Origin of the sequence: Marinobacterium sediminicola, assembly GCF_022343685.1 — a bacterium.
Taxonomy (GTDB): Bacteria; Pseudomonadota; Gammaproteobacteria; order Pseudomonadales; family Balneatricaceae; genus Marinobacterium; species Marinobacterium sediminicola.
The window spans coordinates 1,495,755-1,516,904 of sequence record NZ_CP092123.1 but is presented as its reverse complement, the minus strand read 5'-3'; the positions used below and the strand labels follow the sequence as shown (position 1 = coordinate 1,516,904).

Below are 21,150 nucleotides of genomic sequence, written 5' to 3'. Positions count from 1 at the left end.
CCTTCAGGTTATCGCTTTTTGCGATTTGCAATGTGAATAGCGTGATTGTCTACAGCCAGAGCCGCCTCATGGACAGCTTCGCTGACGGTCGGGTGAGCGAATACCATCAGCTGCAGATCCTCTGCACTGGAGCAGAATTCCATCGCAATCACACCTTGAGCGATCAGTTCGGAGGCGATGCCGCCGACCATGTGAACGCCCAAAATACGGTCAGTAACCTCATCAGCAATGATCTTGACGAAACCGTCAGTCGCATTTGCTGCCATTGCACGGCCAGAAGCCGCGAACGGGAATTTACCAACCTTGATCTTCACACCCTCGGCCTTCAGTTCCTGCTCGGTCTTGCCGACCCAAGCCAGTTCAGGGAAGGTGTAAATGATGTTCGGGATGCAGTCGTAGTTCATTGCGGCCTTGTGACCAGCAATGATGTCGACCACCATAATGCCTTCTTCAGAAGCCTTGTGTGCCAGCATCGGGCCACGTACAGAGTCACCGATGGCATATACGCCCGGTGCATCCGTACGGCAGCTTTCATCAACGAAGATGAAACCGCGCTCGTCAAGCTTGACACCACTGTCTTCTGCCAGCAGACCCTGAGTCTGGGGACGACGACCTACAGCCACGATCAGCTTGTCGACGACCATCTCCTGTTCACCGTTGGCATCGGTGTACTTAACTTTAACTTCCTTGCCATCGATGATTTCAGTACCGGTGCAGCGAGCACCAAGTTTGATGTCCAGACCCTGCTTGGTCAGCAGCTTCTTGGCTTCTTTGGCAACATCAACGTCAGCCAGAGCCAGGAAGTCATCCATCGCTTCCAGCACGGTCACTTCGGAGCCGCAACGTGCCCAGATGGAGCCCATTTCCAGACCGATTACACCTGCGCCGATGATACCCAGACGCTTCGGAGTCTCATCGATATTGAGGGCGCCTTCGTTATCCAGAATCAGACCTTCGGTCAGCGGGGCCGGCGGAATTTCAACCGGTACGGAGCCGGATGCCAGGATCACGTTCTCGGCAGCATGGACGGAAATACTGCCATCCTGAGCGGTTACTTCAACCTGCTTATTAGCCAGCAGCTTGCCGGTACCCTGCAGCAGAGTGACACCATTGGCCTTGAACAGGCCTGCAATGCCACCCGTCAGATTCTTAACGATCTGATCCTTGCGGGCCACCATCTGCTTGGTGTCCATGTGCACGTTATCAGCCATGATACCCTGAGCAGCAAAACCATGCTGGGCTTCATGGAACTTGTGAGTGGTTTCCAACAGTGCCTTGGAAGGGATGCAGCCAACGTTCAGGCAGGTACCGCCCAGTACAGGCGCACCCTTGTCATCAACCCACTTCTCGACACAGGCAGTTTTCAGACCCAGCTGGGCGGCACGAATTGCAGCCACGTAACCACCAGGGCCAGCACCGATCACAATTACATCAAATTTATCTGACATTACTAAATCCTGTTTTCACTCGCTCGATTGTGGGTCTGATCAAACATCCAGCAACATGCGTGCCGGATCTTCCAGCAGATCCTTAATGGTGACGAGGAATTGTACCGCCTCTTTGCCATCAATCATACGGTGGTCATATGACAGTGCGAGGTACATCATCGGCAGGATTTCAACCTGACCATTGACTGCCATCGGACGCTCCTGGATCTTGTGCATGCCCAGAATTGCAGTCTGCGGCGGGTTCAAGATCGGAGTGGACATCAGGGAACCGAATACACCGCCATTGGTAATGGTGAAAGTACCGCCCTGCATGTCTTCCATACCCAGCTTACCTTCACGACCACGCTTACCGAAGTCAGCGATGGTAGCTTCAACTTCTGCCAGGCTCATGGAGTCGGTATCACGCAGTACCGGAACCATCAGGCCACGATCTGTAGATACAGCAACACCGATATCCTGATAACCGTGGTAAACCATATCGTTACCATCGATAGAGGCGTTCACAGCCGGGAAACGCTTCAGAGCTTCAGTAGCGGCCTTCACGAAGAAGGACATGAAGCCCAGGCGCGTACCGCCGTGTACTTTCTCGAACAGGTCCTTGTACTGCTTACGCAGCTCCATGACCGGCTTCATATTGACTTCATTGTAAGTCGTCAGCATTGCAGCGTTCTGCTGAGCTTCAACCAGACGCTTGGCGATAGTTGCGCGCAGACGGGTCATCGGAACGCGCTTCTCAACACGCTCACCAGCGGCTACGTTCACAACAGGTGCAGCTGCAACCGGTGCAGGCGCAGCTGCAGGCTTATTCTTAAGGAAGTTCTGGACGTCTTCCTTGGTGATACCACCATTCTTGCCTGTGCCCGGAATCTGGGCAGCATCAAGACCGTTCTCTTCGATCAGCTTGCGTGCCGCAGGGCCAACCTTGTCAGCGTCAGTAGTCACTTCAGCAGCCGGAGCGGCAGCGGCCTCAGCAGCCGGAGCAGCAGCCGGTGCAGAGGCAGCAGCACCCGCTTCGAAGATCGCAATTACTTCTTCGCTCAGAACAGTATCGCCTTCACCCTTGACGATCTCCTTGATAACGCCATCAGCCGGCGCAACAACTTCAAGAACGACCTTATCGGTTTCAATGTCAACAATCAGCTCATCAGCTGAACAGGCTTCACCCGGCTGCTTGTGCCAGGTTGCAACGGTACCGTCCGCTACGGATTCTGGGAAAGTCGGCGCTTTGATATCGATGGACATGCTGTTTCCTTTAATAATGCTGCGCAGGTATTGATTACAGATACAAACCTGTCATTAACCGTTGATTGCTTCGTTGACCAGCTGTTCTTGCTGCTCAAGGTGAACCGAGATGTAGCCAACTGCGGGCGCTGCTGCATGCGGACGCCCCACACCCATCAGATGCAGTTTTGGATCATGCTGCTGCAACACATTGCGCATGTGATGCTGACTGCAGTACCAGGCACCCTGGTTCATCGGCTCTTCCTGACACCAAACCACTGACTCAAGGTTGGTGTACTCCGCAATGGCCTGTTTCAGACTCTGCTCCGGGAACGGATAGAGTTGTTCGATGCGCACAATCGCAACATCGTCCTTTTCAAGCTCGGCACGGCGATTGTACAGATCGTAGTAGACCTTGCCACTACACATCACCAGACGCTTCACTTTCTTCGGATCCAGGGCATCCACTTCAGGGATGACCGGCTGGAATGTACCTTCAGACAGGTCTTCCAGAGTACAAACAGCCTGCTTGTGACGCAGCAGAGACTTGGGAGACATGACCACCAGCGGCTTACGCAACGGACGAACCACCTGACGACGCAGCAAGTGGAAAATCTGAGCCGGTGTAGTCGGGACACATACCTGAATATTGTGCTCGGCACACAACTGCAGGAAACGCTCAAGGCGTGCAGAAGAGTGCTCAGGACCCTGACCTTCGAAGCCATGCGGAAGCAGCATGGTCAGACCACAGAGACGACCCCACTTGTGCTCACCGGAGGTAATGAACTGGTCGATTACGACCTGGGCTCCGTTGGCGAAGTCACCGAACTGAGCTTCCCAGATGACCAGAGCATTAGGGGTCGTAGTGGAGTAGCCGTATTCAAAGCCAAGCACCGCCTCTTCCGACAGGAAGGAATCGTAAATATCAAATGGCGGCTGACCCTCAGCAAGGTTCTGCAACGGAACGTAAGTCGTTGCATCCTTCTGGTTATGCACGACAGCATGACGGTGGGAGAAGGTGCCACGACCAACATCCTGACCGGTCAGACGAACCGGATAACCTTCTGCCAACAGGGTTGCGTACGCCATGGTCTCAGCGAAGCCCCAGTTGATCTCCATGGCACCGGCTGCCATCTTTTTACGGTCTTCGTAGATTTTCTGAACCTGACGCTGAATGGCAAGACCCTCAGGGAATTCGCAGGTCTTATTAGCCAATTCCTGAAGCAACTTCTGATCCACACTGGTGTCGCAGTCGAATGACCATTCATGACCAAGGTAGGGACGCCAGTCGACGAACAGCTCCTTGTTCGGCTCCATAACCAGTGACTTGGCAACATGTTCGCCGTTTTCCAGCGCCTGACGATAGTCCTGATCCAGCGCCTTGGCTTCATCTGCCGACAGAACGCCTTCTTCAACCAGACGAGCCGCGTACAGCTCTTTGGTTGTTTTCTGAACCTTGATCTGCTTGTACATCAACGGCTGAGTACCGGACGGCTCATCCGCTTCGTTGTGACCACGGCGGCGATAGCACACCAGATCGATCACGACATCTTTATTGAACTCGTTACGGTAATCCAGTGCCAGCTGAGTGACAAAACGGACAGCTTCAGGATCATCGCCATTGACGTGGAAGATAGGCGCCTGGACCATCTTGGCCACATCGGTACAGTACTCTGTAGAGCGTGCGTCTTCCTTGCGGGAAGTAGTAAAACCAACCTGGTTGTTAATGACGATATGGATGGTTCCGCCCGTCTTGTAGGCACGGGTCTGGGACATCTGGAAAGTTTCCATCACCACGCCCTGACCGGCAAATGCCGCATCACCATGGATGGAAACCGGAATGACACTGTTGCCAACCTTGTCGCCACGACGGTCCTGACGGGCACGAACAGAGCCCTCAACTACCGGCGAAACAATCTCCAGATGCGACGGGTTGAATGCCATCGCAAGGTGAACTTCGCCACCCGGAGTCATTACGTTGGAGGAAAAGCCCTGGTGGTATTTAACGTCACCAGACGTTTCGATCAACTTCTTGCCTTCGAATTCACCGAACAGATCCTGCGGGTTCTTACCGAAGATATTCACCAGCACGTTCAGTCGACCACGGTGAGCCATGCCGATAACCAGCTCTTTGGCACCATCACGACCGGCACGCTGCACCAATTCATCCAGGCAGGGAATCAGGCTCTCACCACCTTCGAGGCCGAAACGCTTGGCGCCCGCATAGCGTGAACCCAGATACTTCTCAAGCCCTTCCGCGGCAGACAGACGCTCCAGAATATGCTTGCGCTCGTCATTGGTCAGAACAGGATGACTGCGAACAGGCTCCATACGAGACTGAATCCAGCGCTTTTCCTGAGTGTCGACAATGTGCATGTACTCAGCGCCGACGGTAGTGCAATAAGTTTTCTTAAGATCAGCCAGGATCTCTTTCAGAGAGCTTTCTTCAGGACCGAAGAAGAGTGAACCAAGCTGGAAGCGAGTATCGAAATCCGCCTCTGACAGCTCATGAAAACGAGGATCAAGATCAGGAACCTGCTCACGCTCCATCAGATTCAACGGGTCGATGTCAGCATGCTGATGACCACGCACGCGGTACGCATTGATCATACGCAGAACACGAACCTGTTTCTTTTCATGCTCTGAGCTGACACTGCTTCCGGAAACCGGAACGGCGCGCTTCTGATTCTTGGAGAGGAGAAGGAAATGGTCCCGGATGGTGGAGTGAGGCACATCCTGAGAGATGCTATCACCAACCTTGGGGAGTCGATCAAACTCGTTACGCCACTCTTGTGGAACAGCGTTCGGGTCCATCAAATAGGTTTCGTATAGTTGTTCTACATATGAAAGGTTACCCCCGTAAAGGTGGGCATTCTTCCACATCTGCTCCATTATGCCATCTTGCATTATCATCTCACCCTGGCTCTGAGAGGGCGCTGCAACGGTCAGGCTGCACTATTTCCTGTACCGGCAGTCCTGCGACCCTCTGCTGATTACCGTTTTTGTATATAACCTGCCCCCGCACGGATCACATGCAGTTGCGGGCATTAATTCTACGCCTTTTGTGACAGCCTTTACACTGTTAGCGGGCACCGATTCTACAAAATATTGTCGTTCTGACGACATAGGCCTTTCGGCTAGTAAAATCCACCCGTCGGATAATGGCAAAAAAAAACGGCACCCCGAGGAGTGCCGTTTTCGAAGCTGACAAAACAGGATCAAGTCGCCTGCTGAATCAGCATATTGCGGATTTTGCCGATTGCTTTGGTCGGGTTAAGACCTTTCGGGCAAACGCTTACACAGTTCATGATACCGTGGCAGCGGAATACGCTGAACGGGTCATCCAGATCAGCCAGACGTTCACGAGTAGCAGTATCACGACTATCCGCCAGGAAGCGGTAAGCCTGCAACAAGCCGGACGGACCAATGAACTTGTCCGGATTCCACCAGAAAGACGGACAAGAAGTTGAACAGCATGCACACAGGATACACTCGTACAGACCGTCCAACTCAGCACGTTCTTCCGGAGACTGCAGACGCTCGATCGCCGGCGCCGGAGTATCATTGATCAAGAAAGGTTTGATCTTTTCGTACTGCTTGTAGAACTGGGTCATGTCGATGACCAGGTCACGAATGACCGGCAGACCTGGCAGCGGGCGCAGCACCAGCTTGTCGTTCTCCACCACCTCAGACAGCGGAGTGATGCAAGCCAGACCATTCTTGCCGTTCATGTTCATGCCGTCAGAGCCACAAACACCCTCACGACAGGAGCGACGGTACGCCAGAGTCGGGTCTTTTTCTTTCAGCAACTGGAGGAGGTCCAGCACCATGATGTCCTTGCCACCCGGGATGTCGATATGAACATCCTGCATGTACGGAGCATCATCAATTTCAGGATTGTAACGATATACACTTACCAGCATCGCACCAGCCCCTTAATAGGTTCGTACTTTCGGCGGGAACGGATCCATTGTCTTCGGCGCGAAGTTAACCGCACGCTTGCCAATGGACTTGGTCTGCGGGAAGAACACAGAGTGGCACAGCCAGTTCTCGTCATCACGATCGGTGAAGTCGTTGCGCGCATGCGCACCACGAGACTCTTTACGCTCTTCCGCTGCAATTGCAGTCGCTTCCGCAACTTCCATCAGGTTTTCAAGCTCCAGAGCTTCAATACGCGAAGTATTGAATGCCTGGCTCTTGTCTTCCAGATGTACGTTGGCAACACGCTCACGGATCTCCTTCAACATGCCCAGACCCTTCTGCATGCTCTCACCGTCACGGAATACGCCGAAGTACAGCTGCATAGTATCCTGAAGTGACTTGCGCACTTCTGACACTTTCTCGCCGCCAGTGCTGTTGTTCAGACGATTCAGACGCGCCATTGCAGCTTCAATATCAGCTTCAGTTGCATCAGGAACTTCGTAACCTTCACGCATCTGCTGCTCAATCTGCATACCGGCCGCACGACCAAATACCACCAGGTCAAGCAGAGAGTTACCACCCAGGCGATTAGCACCGTGAACGGACACACACGCGGCCTCACCACAGGCAAACAGACCATTGACGATCTTGTCTTCGCCGGTTTCAGGATCAGGGGAGATCGCCTGACCACCGATATTGGTCGCAATACCACCCATCATATAGTGACAGGTCGGCACAACCGGGATCGGCTCTTTAACCGGATCGGCTGCAGCAAAGGTTTTGGACAGCTCACAGATACCCGGCAGACGGGAGTGCAGCACTTCCTCACCCAGGTGATCCAGCTTCAGGTAAACGTGATCGCCGTTTTCGCCACAGCCACGACCTTCAAGGATCTCCAGGATCATGGAGCGAGCCACAACGTCTCGACCCGCAAGATCCTTCGCGTTCGGAGCATAACGCTCCATGAAACGCTCGCCATCCTTGTTAACCAGATAACCACCCTCGCCACGGCAACCTTCGGTAACCAGCACACCAGCACCTGCGATGCCGGTCGGATGGAACTGCCACATTTCCATATCCTGAACTGCAACACCGGCACGCATGGCCATACCGATACCGTCACCGGTATTGATCAGCGCGTTGGTAGTAGAGGCGTAGATACGACCCGCACCACCGGTAGCCAGGACAGTTGCCTTGGCCTTGATGTAGACGGTCTCACCGGTTTCGATGCAGATGGCGATACAGCCAACAACATCACCCTGGGAGTTCTTCACCAGGTCAACGGCGTACCATTCGTTCAGGAAGGTAGTACCTGCCTTCATGTTCGCCTGATACAGGGTATGCAGCAACGCGTGACCGGTACGGTCAGCTGCCGCGCAAGTACGAGCCGCCTGACCACCTTCACCAAAGTTCTTGGACTGACCACCAAACGGACGCTGGTAGATACGGCCAACTTCAGTACGGGAAAACGGCAGACCCATGTGATCCAGCTCGAATACAGCCTGAGGACCTACAGAGCACATGTACTCAATTGCGTCCTGGTCACCAATGTAGTCTGACCCCTTAACGGTGTCATACATGTGCCAGCGCCAATCGTCGTTCGGATCCGCACTTGCAATCGCACAGGTAATACCACCCTGAGCAGACACAGTATGAGAACGGGTCGGGAATACTTTGGTAACACAGGCAGTATTCAAACCTGACTGTGCAAGCTGCAGCGCGGCGCGCATGCCTGCACCACCACCACCGACAACGATTGCGTCGAAAGTAAGCGTACGCAGTTTAGACATGTTTTAGATACCCCACAGAATCTGGATGCCCCACACGACGTAGATAAACGCCAGCAGGCCGCATACGGACTGGAACACAAAGCGAGCACCGGTCGGCTTGATGTAGTCAGTTGAAACAGACCACATGCCGATCCATGCATGAGCTACCATGGACAGCAGTGCCAGCAGGGTATAGATGCGCATCACAGTACCGCTGAACAGCTCCTTCCACTGCTCATAACCCAGATCCGGGTTCAACAGCAGATAACCGATCATGAAAACGGTGTAGGTCAGCAGTACCAGCGCCGTTACGCGCTGCATCATCCAGTCGTACAAACCGCTACGACCAAAGCTTGTAATACTAGTTACCATATCCAGACTCCTGCCAGCAGAATAGCGATAACCGCTACTACCAGGGTGACTTTGGCAGCCATACGACCACCTTCCAGCTCTTCACAGTGACCCAGATCCATGATCAGGTGCTTGATACCTGCAAAGAAGTGGTACAGCAGTGCTGAAACCAGTCCCCATGCAATGAGTTTTGCCAGGAATGATTCCTGGAGCATCTCAGCAGCTTCATTGAAGCCTGCCTGAGACTCCAGCGACAAACCCAAGACATACATCATAAAGATGGCGCCGAAGAACAGGGCTACACCCGTTACTCGATGCAGAATTGAAGTAATCGCCGGAAGTGGCTGTTTTATGGTTCGAAGATCTAAATTTACAGGTCTTTTCTTGTTCACGGCTCTAGTTCACACTTTTTTGTCCAATTGCAGGACAAGAGGACAAGGTTGCTAGGAAGTGCTCAGAGAGTAGTACCTCGAGATGCCAGAACTGACACTAAACCAGTGGGCACGGTGCCAACTCAGGTGCGAGAGTATAGACAGATCACTTTCGGAATACAACGAGACAACAGGGCCTTAAGGCTTAAGTCTAGTGTATGGCTCCAACAATAAATTTTTTACGTATAGATACTTTTTGACTCCTATTAAACTAATTATTTATTCCCCATTACCTCCCCTACTTGTTAACTCTAAAATCTGTTTTGCAGTGCAGCACTTAAGCTAAAGGCTTAATTGACAATCCTGTTTCAAACTCTATAGTGTTCGGGTCCTTTTTCGGGCCATTTCCTATGACGCGGCTCATGTAGTTTGCCGCAGCAATACAAACAGAATGATAGGAGCCTCTAATGGCTGACAAGAAAGCACGTTTGACAGTCGATGGTCTGGACGAAGCGATCGAGCTGCCGGTCTACTCCGGCACTGAAGGTCCCGACGTCATAGATGTACGCCCGTTGACCGGCAAAGGCCTGTTCACATATGACCCCGGCTTCGTGTCCACGGCGGCCTGCGAATCCAAGATCACCTACATTGATGGTGCTAATGGCATTTTGCTGCATCGCGGCTATCCGATTGAACAGCTGGCTGAAAAGTCAGACTATCTGGAAGTCTGCTACCTGCTGCTGAATGGCGAACTGCCAAACGCAGAAGAGAAGGCCAAGTTCGTCAACACCATTTCAAACCACACCATGGTGCACGAGCAGCTGAGCCAGTTCTTCAAAGGCTTCCGTCGCGACGCTCACCCGATGGCCATCATGTGCGGTGTTGTAGGCGCCCTGTCTGCATTCTACCACGACTCACTGGACATCAACGACCCGCATCACCGCGAGGTTTGCGCGTACCGTCTGATCGCCAAGATGCCGACACTTGCCGCCATGTGCTACAAGTACTCCATCGGCCAGCCGTTCATGTATCCGCAGAACAACCTCAGCTACGGCGCTAACTTCCTGCGCATGATGTTCGGCACTCCGTGCTCTGATTATGAAGTCAATCCGGTACTGGCCCGTGCCATGGATCGCATCTTCATCCTGCATGCCGACCACGAGCAGAACGCCTCCACCTCTACCGTACGTCTGGCAGGCTCTTCCGGCGCCAACCCGTTCGCCTGTATCGCTGCAGGCATTGCAGCCCTGTGGGGGCCTGCACACGGTGGCGCTAACGAAGCCGTGCTGAACATGCTGGACGAGATTGGCGATGAAGCCAACATTGCCGAGTTCATCGAAAAGGCCAAGGATCCGAACGATCCGTTCCGCCTGATGGGCTTCGGCCACCGCGTGTACCGCAACTTTGACCCGCGCGCCAAGGTCATGAAGAAGACCTGCGACGAAGTCCTGGAACTGCTGGGCATCGAAAACGATCCTCAGCTGCAGATCGCCAAGCGTCTGGAGCAGATCGCGCTGGAAGATGAATACTTCGTTAAGCGTCAGCTGTACCCGAACGTCGACTTCTATTCCGGCATTATCCTTAAAGCGATCGGCATTCCGACCAACATGTTCACTGTGATCTTTGCCCTGTCTCGCACAATCGGCTGGATCTCTCACTGGAATGAATTCCACTCCAGCCCGAACAAGATCGGCCGTCCGCGCCAGCTTTACACTGGTGAGCAGCAGCGCGATTACCCCGCGTAAATGCCCCTGCTTAACAAAAGCCCCGCTTATGCGGGGCTTTTGCTCTAAACTTCCTTAACATTCCCTCTAGTGCTTTTTACTGACACAGCCTATAGTAGTACAGGAAATTCAAGTTCAAATGGAGTTGAACATGCTTTGCCAATGCCCTCCCTGCCAGCAGTTGCTTCGCACCGGCAGACGCCACTCTTACCTTACGACCATTAGCCAAATTCGCAATAGCGAACTCGTCAAATGCACACTCTGCCTCAGTTACTATCTGCATGAGCAGTCCCACTGGGAGACAGTTTCATCTCATGGGGATCATTACCCATTTCCGACCAAACCCAAATATGATGCAATTATGCAAAACTAAGTTGTCATAATTTGTTCATTTAAAGCACCTTCACAAACTTATTTTCTCAAGTTAGTGTATATACATAAGATATACCAATAACTATAAGAAGGTGCTTATCCAGAATGTCCGAATGCAAAGATTGCCGTGACTTAATGGGTACCAATAACCCACCGCACAAGGAAATGGTCAAAATCAGCCAACACCACTCCCATCCTATCTACCGCTGCAGGCAATGCCGCTCCGAACTGGTACTGTTGTTTGATTGCTGGGAGCCCAGTTTTCCTGGATGGATACCGCGTCTGGCTTAATCAGCATGCCAAAGCTTTCAGATAGCCGATTAGCGTGAAAATCACAACCTCATCCCTGCTAAGTCAAACTATCCAGCCAGTAATTGCCAATGAATACCAGCTTTAAGGGTCTATTAAACTCCACATTTAAGTGTGGCAATGAATTTCCACAAACCCTCCCGCCCTGGTCACCCTATTGCTCCACAATACATAGAACCGCACCCAGGGCACAGCGTACGCCATTCACCCCCATTCCGATTCCATGAAAGCAGCAGACTTACGCCGATACCCATCAATATTAGCTCTGACATCATACACAGCTGATCAGCAATACAAGCAAAACCCTGAATACAACCCACTCAAGGCTATTTGCAGCAGATTCGTACAGAATAAATGGGAGAATGCATAAAACGCCAAGCTTTAAATAGCGTATTAGTGCTCGCCTCAAGAGTGCCATGCACCACTCAATCCACGGCACCCCTGACAGGCGCAGGTGCAAAATGAAACTGAGCCGGACAACTAACGAATTGCAAGACTGATAAACAAAAACAGCGGGCCGCTTTCGCTAACCCGCTGTTTCTGTTTTGGAATTTGGTAGGACTAACTGGATTCGAACCAGCGACCCCCACCATGTCAAGGTGGTGCTCTAACCAGCTGAGCTATAGTCCTTCGATGTGCTGCGTATTATATAGATGAACGTTTGGCTTGCAAGCGTTTTTTCAAACTTTTTCGTTCGTTTTCATATGGATGCAACAACTGCACAACTGTTGCTCATATCGCTTGCAACATGTCGGTACGATCAGGATAACTGCACCAGATTATGCTCAATAGCATAGCGGGTCAGGCCTGCTGCTGTATGAACATCAAGTTTTGACTTGATATTCTGCCTGTGTGTTTCAACCGTACGAACCGAAATCCCCAGCACTCTGGCTATCTCTTTATTGTTATGCCCTTCAGCCAGCAGCTTCAGCACCGTCTGTTCCCGCTGCGTCAGCTGTGTATCCTTGTTTTCTGCACCTGCATTGGGCTGATCGAAGCTGCTGAAAAGCGTTTGCGAGGCACTCGCACTGAAATAGGTGCCACCGTGATATACCGTTTCAACTGCCTTAACCATTTCCGCGGCCGAAACATCCTTTAGGATATATCCCTTCGCACCTGCCTGAATGAGCTGCACCATATACTCACGGTTATCATGCATACTCAGTATCAGCACGCGAATACCAGGCAGCCGTTCTGTCAATACGCGAGTTGCTTCCAAACCATTCATGACCGGCATCGATATATCCATTAACACAACGTCCGGCTGCAACTCCTCACTCAGCGCTATAGCCTGCTGACCATTACCGCCGCGTCCAACCACGTCTATCGTGCCTTCATCCTCAAGGCGTGCCTGAATACCATCTATGACCAATGGATGGTCATCAACCAGTAATACGCGTATCCGCTGTGTCATCAATTCATGCCCTTTGACGCAATGAGAGACCTACCAACAAGGTAGCTCCCTGACCCGGTTTCGACAGCAATCGGAACTCGCCTCCAAGCAGTTCAACGCGTTCTCGCATATTACGCAAGCCTATACCCTCAAAGCGCTCAAGAACATCGGTATCGAAACCACATCCGTTATCCTGCAATCGTAGCCATAGGGTCCCAGCCTGACCCCAAAGACTCAATTTCAGCATACTCGCATCTGCGTGCCGTTCAACATTGGTCAGCCCCTCCTGTACGAGACGATAGATTGTAATCTCTACATCCTCGGGCAGCTCTGCTGTCGGCAACCTTATATCCACCTTTAAACGGATACCTGTTCGCTCCTCAAATCGACTGAGCAATCCGTCCAAGGCCGCCTTCAGGCCAAGATCATCCAGCAACGTTGGCCGCAAGTCATGGGAAATACGTCGTACTTCCTGGATTGCCTCGTTCAGGACATCATATCCCTGATCAAGGTCCTCAAGCCCACTCGGATCTTCATTTTTGAGTTTGCGTTTGGCTAACTCGATCCTGTAGAGCACTGAAACCATCAACTGGTTGATACCATCATGCAACTCACGCGAAAATCGCCTTCTATCAGCCACGTTGGCCAGGACTGAACGATGGGCCAGCATCCTGAGTCGACTGTCAGCCATTCGACTCTCATGAAGATTGACTGCTATCCCAACAAGAACAACCAGTACTACCGCCACGGATGTAATCACCAACACGGTGAAAAACGTATTTCGAATATTACGATTTACCTGGGCACGAATTTTTGCAACTTCTCGACTGATGTCATCCAGGTACAGCCCTGTACCTAGCATCCAGTTCCACTTGGGCAGCAAAACCACGTAGCTTAATTTGTCGATCTGCTCCTGACGGGACGGCTTGCGCCAGATGTATCGATGATAGCCGCCCCCCAGCTCAACCTGCGCCAACAGATTACGGATAACGTAATCTCCGCCACTATCCTGAAGGTCATAGAGGTTTTGCCCGATCAACTCCGGTTCAGTGGGATGAACCAGATTGGTGCCATCGAGCGTGTAGACAAAGAAATATCCATCCTTGTCTTGCCCAAAAGTCATATCCGTCAATATCTTGCGAACTTCAGCCTGCGCCTGCTCGTCATCGGCGCCTGCGTTATCAACGATATGACCTATCGAGGTCATTGCCAGACTGACGTAGTTTTTAAGCTCACGCTTTTTCGACGCCAGAAGATGTTCTTCAAACAGCCTGATCTCATCCTCCGACAACTGGCGAGCCTGATTAAGGCCAATCCAGGTCACGGCAGCAGTCACCAGCATCATGGGTATGAGCGCAAGGAGGAGAATCTTGAACTTGAGCGGCATAAAGCAGCACCCGCTTCAATAAATGCAAGAAAGCCCCATGCGGATGCATGGGGCCGTTTCAGTCTAAACCAGTCCGTAGAATTCCGGGAACAGCAATATCGAGATAACGATCGCGATCTGCAGCAAAATGAAAGGTACAACACCCTTATAGATATCCAGCGTGCGCACCTGTGGTGGCGCCACCCCTTTCAAATAGAAAAGACTGAATCCAAATGGGGGCGTCAGGAAGCTGGTTTGCAAGTTCATGGCAATCAGGATAGCAAACCATACCGGCGCAATACCCAATACTTCTGCCGCAGGCAGCAGAATCGGTACGATAATAAAACTGATTTCGACAAAGTCGATAAAGAAACCCAGAATCAGAATTGCCAGCATCGACAGTAGCAGGAAGCCCATGGCCCCACCCGGCAGATTTGACAGGTAGTGTTCAACTACTTCCTCACCGCCGGTGTAGCTGAACGCCATCGAAAACGCTGTAGCGCCCAGCAGAATCGCAAACACCATTGCGGTCACTTTTACGGTCTCAGCTGCTGATTCATAAACCATTTTCCAGCTGAATTGACGGTAGACAAGCGCCAGAAACAAGGCACCTACACCACCCAGTGCCGAAGATTCTGTTGGTGTGGCTATTCCGGCAAAGATGGAACCCAGTACGACCAGGATAAGCGCCAAGGGTGGAATAATCGCCTTCAGGGCCTTGTAAACCTGCTGCTTTCTCGTCCCGTCGTCCATATCCATAGGAAGCGCCGGTGCGGCTTCAGGTTTAAGGAAGGTATAAATCAAGATATAGATAATATAGGCGCCAATCAGAATCGCACCCGGCAGAATAGCTGCCTGAAAGAGATCACCGACCGGGATACCCATCACATCACCCAGAATGATCAGGATAATTGAGGGTGGAATGATTTGGCCCAAAGTGCCGGAGGCACAAATGGTGCCGCAGGCCAGTTTCTTGTCATAGTTGTACTTGAGCATCACCGGTAGTGAGATAAGCCCCATCGCCACTACCGATGCACCCACCACACCGGTTGAGGCAGCCAGGAGCGCCCCAACAAGTACCGTTGATATTGCCAGACCGCCACGTACGCCGCCAAATAGCTTACCCATCGACTCAAGCAACTGCTCAGCCAATCGGGTTTTCTGCAACACGATACCCATGAAGACAAACAGTGGCACCGCCATCAATACCGTGTTTTCCATAATGCTTTGGATGCGGAATGGCATGAAAGCAAACATGTCCGGACCTTCAGCATACACGCCAAACCATAGCGCCACGCCGCCAAAGATGAAGGCCACCGGGAAGCCGATCAACAGCATCACCAGGGCCACGAAAAACATTGTTATACCAATCATCGTGAAGTCCTTCGTCAGTGCTGTGTCGGGATGTAGTCATCGCTTTTGTGATGACCATTCAGAGTATTGATCGCCCGCAGCATCAACCCCACCCCGCTGATGAAGGTGCAGAAGAATGCAAAGGGGATCACCGCCTTGATCACCCAACGGTAGGGCAATCCACCTGGGTCACCGGACCCCTCACCCAGCTCAAAGGATTCGCGGGCGAAGTCCACGCCGTACCAGGCCACCAACAGGCAGAACGGAAACAACAATGTCAGGACACCGAACAGATCGATCCAGGCTTTCTTTTTCAGACTCAAACCTTCGTAGATCAGGTCAACACGCACATGACCTCCGGCCTTGAGCGTAAATGGAACACCCAACATGAACATGGCCGCAAAGAGGTGCCACTCCATTTCCTGCATGGCGATAGACACATCGTTGAAAAGGTAACGCGTAATGACGTCATAGAAGACGTTGAACAACATCAAGACAAATAGCACAGCAGAGATCTTGCCCAGCCAGTCTGAGAATGCGTTGATCGTCTGCTCAAGGCGTAACAGAAACATGTGAAGTCCTCTCGGGTAGGGACTGCAGACAAATCGTCTGGCGGTTGAATGGGGCTCGCCTAGCCGAGCCCCGGAACAGGCTTATTCGAAGCTGTTCAGATATGCGCGATCAGCAATATCGGTCCACTGACGAACGACACCCATGTACTCGGCCTGAGAATCAAGAATCTCTTTGGCAAGCTCATCGTTGGCAGCATGTTCAGCCAGCAGTTCGTCGTTGGCTTTGCGCAAAGCGGCCAAAACCTCAGGCGGGAAAGACTTGACTTCCACGTTCGGGAATTCTGCTTTCATGGTTGCCCAGTTCTGTCCAGACTCATGGTATGACTGAATAGTCATGTCATATGCAGCGACACGCATTGCCGTTGTCAGGATTTCCTGAAGATCAGCCGGCAGCTTGTCAAAGGAGCGCTTGTTAACAAGGAACTGCAGCTCGGTGCCCGGCTCATGCCAGCCAGTGTAGTAATAGGGAGCGATCTTGTGGAAGCCCATGCGTAGATCCATAGAGGGACCAACCCACTCCAGTGCATCAATGGTTCGACGCTCCAACGAGGTATAGAGCTCGCCCGGCGGAATATTTGTCGGATTGGCACCCAGCTTGGCCAGCACTTCACCCGCAAAGCCTGGAATACGCATTTTCAGACCTTCAAGGTCTTCAACACTGTTGATCTCTTTCTGGAACCAGCCGCCCATCTGCACACCGGTATTACCGCCCGGGAAAGACATCAGATTGAACGGCTCATAAACCTTCTGCATCAACTCCATGCCGCCGCCATAGTAGAACCAGCCGTACTGCTCTGTCGCGGTCATACCAAAAGGCATAGTGGTGAAATACAGGGTGTTCGGTACTTTTCCTTTCCAATAATAGGATGCGGAGTGGCCCATATCATACTGGCCAGCACGAACCATATCGAAAACACCAAAAGCTGACTTGTGCTTGTTGGCAGTGTCGATACGAATTTCAAGGCGACCGTTGGACATTTTGTTGGCCAGGTCGGCCATGCGGCGCGCAGGCTCACTGAAAACACCAAAGTTGGTCGGCCAGGTTTCAGCCAATTTGAGTGTATAAACTTTCTCGGCCGCTTGTGCCGGGCTAATCAGAACAGCCGCACAGGCAGCAGCCGCCATAATTTTACGAGCAAAGGTCAGTTTAAACATTGTTTTTATCTATCCTCTGTTGTCGTTCTGACCGGCAACTCGGAACTGTTGCCGGCAGTTGTCAGTATCGACACGACAGAGCAATAAAAACATTCGCAATACCCCGCAAATGCCTGCCTTTACTACGCAGGCGCCGCAGGTAAAAGCCGCAAGCCACTACGTATAATTACGTAGAAGCCAATACCTCCCCCGCTTTATCATCAACATAGGCATAACGCGCTGGAACAAACAGCTCTACTTTGACACCTTCATCCGAATGAATTGTCAGCTCAGCATGCATATGCTCTGCGCGTTCTCGAATCCCGAGCAAACCAAAACCTCCTGTACGCGTGGCAGCATTGTCACCGAAGCCTTCCCCGTCATCTTCGATCACCATGCGCAATCCATCTGACTCATCCTCCAGCTTAACCAGTACGTAAGTACCACCGGCATGCTTGATTACATTTGACAATGCTTCCTGAGCGATGCGATAGAGGCTGGACATCAGCTCCTTTTGCAGCGGACGCGACTGATTAATATCAAACTCAACTGCATAATCCAGCTGTTCAAGGATTTTGACTGCCGGAAGAGAGGTCAAACTGACGCCAAGGCCAAAATCATTTAATTCGAAAGGCCGCAACATTCTTATCCGGTTATAAACCGTATCGTAAATCGTGTTTACCAGCTCGATTGCATGCTCGAGCGTTTCGCGCGGGCAGTCTATTTTCTTCAGTTCCTCCCGGTGTAACTGCAGATTCATCTTCACAGCAACCAGGAGTTGAGCCATATCATCGTGAAGTTCATTGGACAGACGCAGTCGCTCCCGTTCCTGAGCCTGAATCAAATGCTGAAGGATCTGACGCTTCTCTTCGTTATTCTTGGATAACTGTCGATTAAGTCCCTCCAGTTCATCCTCACGTTCCTTCAGACAATTCACAATGCTGACAACTTCTTCGCCGATCAGGTTGAACTCTCGGATACGAATTTCCGGCCAGCGCGTATTGCGATTCAGATTAGCAAGCCGAGTAAAGGTGATCAGCTGCTGCAACTGCCTGTCCACCGCTCCGGACAAAAGCAGCGCAAGTCCAAGTGAAACACCCAGTGCCAGCAGGCAGCCGTAGACAAGCGTTTCAATCAGTGCTTCTCGTAATTGCACCTGGGCCAAATCTCTTGAAACCAGGCCAATGCGAATATCCTGCCCCAAGGGCGTACCTCCTTCTGAGAAGGTAATTCTGAGCCCCTGTTGCACCGGGAATTGCTCATCCACCCTGTCCAGCTTTGCCAGTGGCTCATCGCCACTGAAAATACCCAACATTTGTAGGCCATCCGATGGCATCAACAACTGATTAATTAGGTAGCGATTACCTTTCAGCCGCACACCCACCATCAACTGTCCGATAATCTTACCCGTGTCTTTCAAGGACAAAGGCTCTGAATAAACCGCCAGCCACTCACCCTGAACCTGGACCAGGCGCCATCCGGGGCTGGCAAGATCATCCCCCTCCCGAGCCAGCTCTTCACAGGGCAGGATACTCAACTCAGGCACATAGCTGCGCGAGAGGTAACACACATCACCTTCGAATAGGGAGGCCGCTACAAAGTCATAATGAATATGTTCATAGGTTTCTTCCCAATGGGTCAGACTGGTATTGAACCGATGCTGATCTCCCGCATGCAGTGCTTCGACATGTTCCGAATTGGCACCAATTGCATGCGCTTCCTCTGCCACCAGCTGAAAGTACTCGTTCAGGCGTTGCAAGTATCGCGCTGCAAGAGCACGGTTGTACCCCTCAGCCTGAAGCTCAATGACCTGCTTTGACTCTACGAAGGCAGTACCTACAAACACCGCCAAAAACACCAGTGAAGAGGTCAGGGTAAGCAGAAAGGTAAGAACCTTGAATTTTGGCTTATTGAACATGCGCCCCTCCGGAGTAACGGTGGGCACGTGTTTCATAATGGCGAATATTCTCTTCAGCCATCCGATCATCAAGAACAACAAACTGACCTGAATAGACTTTAGGCACCGGCTTTCCTATCAGGTCTCGCCGCATCGCTTCTGCCATGGCGATCCCGGCCTCATCACTCAGGCGCATTAAAACAACCGGCAAGCGTCCCGAAAGGAGCTGTTCTATCTCTTCCGGGCCACCACCCCAGCCATTAACCACCACATCCTTGCGCTCCAATTGTTCCAGTGCATCCAGCGCTCCCAGCGCCACGTCAGTTGAACAGGCGTAAATGTAGTCGAGTTCAGGGTGCTCTGAGAGCATGCGTAACGCCGCATTTCGCCCACCTTCTCGACTGGAGTCCGAGTAGTAACTGCTAAGCAGTCGGTGCTCTGCAGGCACCCCCTGAATAAAGCCGGTACCGCGCATCTGGCTGACCAGCCCTTTACTGCGAAAAAGCACGCCGTAATCAGCTTCAGCAAACCACTTCGCAAAATGCTGAGCAAGCAGGCGCGCACCTTCGGTATGATCAAAGCCGACATACATGAAGGGCTGACGCAACTCCCAGTCTTTCAAGGGGGTAGTGATATTCTGCAGAATCAGGCGCGTCTCTGTATTTTGCACCAGCCGCTCAACCAGCAGCTTTTGTCGCGGGGAGTCCAACGTGTAGATCAGATAATCAGGCTTCCAGTCCAGCAATTCGCGGATTTGTCGGATCTGCTCATCCAGCTGGGTATTTGGGCTGGTGTAGCGCGCCTCCAATTCAAACTCAATACCCAGGTCTTTCAAGCGACCCACCAGCGCCTTCTCGCTGTCTGACCAGTAGCTCGAAGCCTGCAGCCCAGGATAAACCTGCGCGATACGAACCGGACGGTTCTGAACACCCGGTTTTACGGGGACTGGGTCTTTATCAACCTCTCGCTGCAGCTCTTCAAGCCACACTTTCTGATCAGGGTGTGCATTGTAGTACTGCTCCAGGGTCCAGTAGTCCCCAAGCCCTGCCGCCTGCACCTTCAACAGACAAGCCATTACCATCAACAGCAGAAAACATGACCACTGCTGTCTGATCACCCCACCAAACCGGCGATCTCCCTGCGACTCTCTTGTCATCCTTAGATACCAATTCCCTGTTCGACTTTATCCATCAGGCTCGAGCAAAAAATATCGCCGTCATCACCAGACCTACCAGGACCACAAAAGCCTTAACCCAGTTTGCCGGCAGACGCCGGGATAATGCAGCGCCCTGGTAGCCTCCCAGGGTAGCAGCCAACATCATAACCACTGCTTCCAGCCAGAGCACCTTACCCGCCAGGGCAAAAGCGACTACCGAAATTAAGGAGATAACAAATGAAACCCAGTTTTTCAGGCCATTCATGAGCAGCATATTGCTCATGCCCGCCGCAGCAAACATGGCCAGCAACATGATACCCAACCCACCATTAAAATAGCCGCCGTACACGGCAACGGCAAACAACCCGGGCAACAGCGGCAAGGGATGCTCACTCTTGCGAATACGCGCCAGCAACTGTTGCCCAAACGCAAACATCAGCGTTGCCAGCAGCAACAGCAGAGGCACAACCTGCGAAAATACATCTGCAGGCGTGATCAGCAGCAAGAGTCCGCCACAGAGGCCTCCGGTCAGACCAACCAGAGACATTTTCACATGGGATGCACGGCTCATTTCGCCAAGTTCACGGCGAAAACCTGCTGCCCCCCCCAGATACCCCGGCAATACGGCCACTGCGCTGGTTGCATTGGCCACGATTGGAGGAACACCGGCCCAAACCAGCGCAGGAAACGTCAAGAAGGACCCGCCACCTGCGATTGCATTCAAGACCCCAGCAAGGTAGCCAGCGACGACAAGCACACTCCATTCCAGCATAAAGATTCCCTACTTCTGTAT

The 21,150-nt window shown here is 52.1% G+C and carries 16 protein-coding genes and 1 tRNA gene; 1 reads left to right on the top strand and 16 read right to left on the bottom strand.

The annotated features are described in order from the left end of the window. Nucleotides 1-8: 8 nt before the first annotated feature. From lpdA to sdhC, 7 genes are all read right to left on the bottom strand, one after another. Nucleotides 9-1,448: a dihydrolipoyl dehydrogenase gene (lpdA, locus tag LN244_RS06930; RefSeq protein WP_239042114.1), complete on the bottom strand. Its 1,440-nt coding sequence runs from the start codon at nt 1,446-1,448 to the stop codon at nt 9-11. Nucleotides 1,449-1,487: 39 nt separating this feature from the next. Further along, nucleotides 1,488-2,690, bottom strand: a complete 1,203-nt coding sequence (gene odhB / locus LN244_RS06925) for a 2-oxoglutarate dehydrogenase complex dihydrolipoyllysine-residue succinyltransferase (protein ID WP_239042113.1) — start codon at nt 2,688-2,690, stop codon at nt 1,488-1,490. Between the two features lie 54 nt (nt 2,691-2,744). Next, nucleotides 2,745-5,576 carry a 2-oxoglutarate dehydrogenase E1 component gene (locus LN244_RS06920; RefSeq protein WP_239042112.1) on the bottom strand — a complete coding sequence of 944 codons (2,832 nt, stop codon included), beginning with the start codon at nt 5,574-5,576 and terminating at the stop codon, nt 2,745-2,747. 311 nt (nt 5,577-5,887) lie between these two features. Then, nucleotides 5,888-6,592, bottom strand: coding sequence for a succinate dehydrogenase iron-sulfur subunit (locus LN244_RS06915; RefSeq protein ID WP_239042111.1), 705 nt, complete (start codon nt 6,590-6,592; stop codon nt 5,888-5,890). Nucleotides 6,593-6,604: 12 nt separating this feature from the next. Further along, nucleotides 6,605-8,380 (bottom strand): succinate dehydrogenase flavoprotein subunit, encoded by a 1,776-nt coding sequence (gene sdhA, locus LN244_RS06910; RefSeq protein ID WP_239042110.1) that lies wholly within the window; start codon nt 8,378-8,380, stop codon nt 6,605-6,607. 3 nt (nt 8,381-8,383) lie between these two features. Continuing rightward, on the bottom strand, nt 8,384-8,731 hold the full coding sequence (gene sdhD / locus LN244_RS06905) for a succinate dehydrogenase, hydrophobic membrane anchor protein (protein WP_181739836.1): 348 nt from the start codon (nt 8,729-8,731) through the stop codon (nt 8,384-8,386). Next, nucleotides 8,725-9,102, bottom strand: coding sequence for a succinate dehydrogenase, cytochrome b556 subunit (gene sdhC, locus LN244_RS06900; RefSeq protein WP_239042109.1), 378 nt, complete (start codon nt 9,100-9,102; stop codon nt 8,725-8,727). Before sdhC ends, sdhD begins: the two co-directional genes overlap by 7 nt. Before the next feature lie 446 nt (nt 9,103-9,548). Between sdhC and gltA the strand changes: the two genes are divergently transcribed. Continuing rightward, nucleotides 9,549-10,826 carry a citrate synthase gene (gene gltA / locus LN244_RS06895; RefSeq protein ID WP_239042108.1) on the top strand — a complete coding sequence of 426 codons (1,278 nt, stop codon included), beginning with the start codon at nt 9,549-9,551 and terminating at the stop codon, nt 10,824-10,826. Nucleotides 10,827-12,039: 1,213 nt separating this feature from the next. Here the strand turns inward: gltA and LN244_RS06890 are convergent. From LN244_RS06890 to LN244_RS06850, 9 genes are all read right to left on the bottom strand, one after another. Then, a tRNA-Val gene (locus LN244_RS06890) sits at nt 12,040-12,116 on the bottom strand. A gap of 130 nt (nt 12,117-12,246) precedes the next feature. Beyond that, a complete protein-coding gene (locus LN244_RS06885) occupies nt 12,247-12,900 on the bottom strand; it encodes a response regulator transcription factor (RefSeq protein ID WP_239042377.1) in 654 nt (217 codons plus the stop codon). 4 nt (nt 12,901-12,904) lie between these two features. Continuing rightward, entirely contained in the window at nt 12,905-14,266 is a 1,362-nt protein-coding gene (locus LN244_RS06880) for a cache domain-containing protein (protein ID WP_239042107.1), read from the bottom strand. 63 nt (nt 14,267-14,329) lie between these two features. Further along, the gene (locus LN244_RS06875; RefSeq protein ID WP_239042106.1) at nt 14,330-15,619 is read right to left on the bottom strand and encodes a TRAP transporter large permease; all 1,290 of its coding nucleotides are present in this window, start codon (nt 15,617-15,619) and stop codon (nt 14,330-14,332) included. 14 nt (nt 15,620-15,633) lie between these two features. Then, complete coding sequence (locus LN244_RS06870; protein WP_239042105.1) at nt 15,634-16,170, bottom strand: TRAP transporter small permease subunit; 537 nt, start codon at nt 16,168-16,170, stop codon at nt 15,634-15,636. A gap of 81 nt (nt 16,171-16,251) precedes the next feature. Continuing rightward, on the bottom strand, nt 16,252-17,325 hold the full coding sequence (locus LN244_RS06865) for a TRAP transporter substrate-binding protein (protein ID WP_239042104.1): 1,074 nt from the start codon (nt 17,323-17,325) through the stop codon (nt 16,252-16,254). A gap of 166 nt (nt 17,326-17,491) precedes the next feature. Then, the gene (locus tag LN244_RS06860; protein ID WP_239042103.1) at nt 17,492-19,222 is read right to left on the bottom strand and encodes a sensor histidine kinase; all 1,731 of its coding nucleotides are present in this window, start codon (nt 19,220-19,222) and stop codon (nt 17,492-17,494) included. After that, a complete protein-coding gene (locus LN244_RS06855) occupies nt 19,212-20,357 on the bottom strand; it encodes a substrate-binding domain-containing protein (protein ID WP_239042102.1) in 1,146 nt (381 codons plus the stop codon). Before LN244_RS06855 ends, LN244_RS06860 begins: the two co-directional genes overlap by 11 nt. A gap of 34 nt (nt 20,358-20,391) precedes the next feature. Then, nucleotides 20,392-21,129, bottom strand: a complete 738-nt coding sequence (locus LN244_RS06850) for a sulfite exporter TauE/SafE family protein (protein ID WP_239042101.1) — start codon at nt 21,127-21,129, stop codon at nt 20,392-20,394. Between the last annotated feature and the right edge of the window lie 21 nt (nt 21,130-21,150).